Below are 2,346 nucleotides of genomic sequence, written 5' to 3' on the forward strand. Positions count from 1 at the left end.
AACAGCTAGGGTTTCGTTGCGTGCGCAGCACGAACAATGAAACCCGGGTTGAACGGAACCGGAGTACCTGCCGTTAACACTATGCACTTATCGTAAAAAAATTAGAGTCCCGATAGCTATCGGAATCAAGAGGATTTATGATCCTCTTTTTTTTGGAGTGGTTTCAGTTTGGTTTTTTCGTGTTTTCCTTCACTTTTGGGCATAAAATTCCTTACCCATAAATCAGCTTTTGTAGGGAGTTGTGTTTTGGCAACCGCCAAGATACCAAGCCGGCGGACCGCGTTGGTCAAAAACCGCTATTCGGTGTAAATTGCCTGTTTTGCAACAAGGACACTTGGGCAAAAAAAGCTTCTTTTCTACTTTTTCCAGCACTTTCACTTGGAGTTTTTCCTGCAAAAGTTTCAGCTTTTCACGCTTCCAAGTACTGCTCAGAAAACCATAATGACGGATTTTCACAAAACGCTTGGGCAAAATATGCAACGAAAACCGCCTGATAAACTCCTGATACGAGAGTGTCATCCGCTTTTTGGCTCCAGCCATTCGATAATCCTTGTAATCAAAAGTCACGTTTTGGGCATCAATGTTTTTGATTCTATGGTTGCTAATGGCGATTTTGTGGGTGTATCTCCCCAAATACTCCACCACCGATTTGGGACTCCCAAAAGGACGTTTGGCAAAAACTACCCACGGTTTTTGCCATAATTCTTTCCGAATTTGCTCATAACCAATCGGATTTTTTGCTTTGAGTTTTTCGCAATATTTAGCCCTAAAAACTTTCGACAGGGCTTTTACTGGAAACAAGAATTTACCATCGGCTCTGCTATTTTTCCATTGTCCGTCTTTGTCCACGCCACCGCCAGGCACAATGCAATGCAGGTGCGGATGCAGACTCAATTGTTGTCCCCAAGTGTGCAAAACAGCAATCATTCCCATTTGCATTTCTTTGGCTTTGCCAAATTGTTGAAGCGTTTCCCAAGTGGCTTCAAACAAGGTGTCGTACACCATTTTGGGCTGGTACATTGCCAAAGAATTAATACTATCAGGCAAGGTAAAAACCACGTGAAAATACGGCACTGGCAAAAGCTCGGTGCTTCTGGCTTGAATCCAATCTTCTCGTTTATTACCCTGACACTTGGGACAATGCCGATTCCTACAAGAGTTGTAACTAATGGTCAAATTACCACAACTATCGCAAGCATCGATATGACCGCCCAAGTCGGCGGTTCTGCATCTTTTTATGGCTGACAAAGTGCGTAATTGCCAAGTATTCAAGCCATAATTTTCGATTTTTGAACCTATTTTTCGCAGCACATCCGCTACTTCGAACTTCGGCTGCATTTGGCAAAAAGAGTGTCCAATGGGCTAAAAGTGCGCTGACTTTCGAGTTGGGCAATATGCAAATACTCCATTGTTGTCTCCACATTTTGGTGTCCCAAAAGATCTTTGAGCGTCATAATATCCACACCATCTTCGAGCAAATGTGTGGCGTAACTGTGCCGAAGCGTGTGGGTGTGTACGTCTTTTATAAGACCTGCTGCTTTGGCGACTTGCTTCACTGCCCATTGCACACCTCGTTGACTGTAGCGATTATCAAAGTCGCCTCCTGCTCCATTAGCCAAAGGTTGCCCATTAAAAAGATACTCTTGGGGTTTTTCGGCTTCGATGTACTTTTTTAAACCCCGAATTAAATGCACCGAAAGCGGTACATAGCGGTCTTTTTTGCCTTTACCCTGCACGACTTTGAGTTGTTTTCTATCGAAATCCAAATCCTGTAAACGAACATTTCTAGCTTCCATACAGCGAAGTCCACAACCATAAAGCAAGCCAATGAGAATTTTGTGTTTGAGCAGTTTGGCAGCTTGGAGCATTGCCCAAACTTCTTCCTTGCTCAAAACAACTGGGAGTTTTTTTTCGTGTTTTATCGAGGGTAAACGCAGGAATTCATACGGAAATCCCTCGGATTTTAGCAAAAACCGAAGCCCGTAAACACAGTGTTTAAAATACGTTTGCGAAGGGGTTTTGGACTTTTTTTGTTGGAAAAACAAGTAGTCCTGCACTTGTTCAGGATCGAGTTCAGTCGGAATTTTGCCAAAATACAGCGAAATTGCCGCCACGTGACGGGAATAATTGTTAAAGGTACTCTGACTTCGACCCAAAACCGAAACGGTGCGCTCAAAACGAGCTAATAGTTCCTCAAAACCTGGAACTTCTTGTTTGGCTTGGTTTAAAATCTTGTTTTCTCTTAAATCTTCTGGATGCTTTTTTTTGTTACCATAATTTACGAATTTTAATTATATTCGTAAGGTACAAAATCATCGCGAGGGCTACCGAAGGTTTAGTTCAACA

2 protein-coding genes are annotated in these 2,346 nt (G+C 42.7%); both read right to left on the bottom strand.

Annotation, left to right across the window (positions count from 1 at the left end; genetic code table 11):
* Positions 1-222: 222 nt before the first annotated feature.
* Positions 223-1,338 (bottom strand): IS91 family transposase, encoded by a 1,116-nt coding sequence (locus tag E0I26_RS16365; RefSeq protein ID WP_131917514.1) that lies wholly within the window; start codon positions 1,336-1,338, stop codon positions 223-225.
* Positions 1,317-1,970, bottom strand: coding sequence for a tyrosine-type recombinase/integrase (locus E0I26_RS16370; RefSeq protein WP_235831793.1), 654 nt, complete (start codon positions 1,968-1,970; stop codon positions 1,317-1,319). The genes E0I26_RS16365 and E0I26_RS16370 overlap by 22 nt, the downstream gene beginning before the upstream one ends.
* Positions 1,971-2,346: the final 376 nt, after the last annotated feature.

It is taken from the genome of Flavobacterium rhamnosiphilum (assembly GCF_004349195.1).
Classification (GTDB): domain Bacteria; phylum Bacteroidota; class Bacteroidia; order Flavobacteriales; family Flavobacteriaceae; genus Flavobacterium; species Flavobacterium rhamnosiphilum.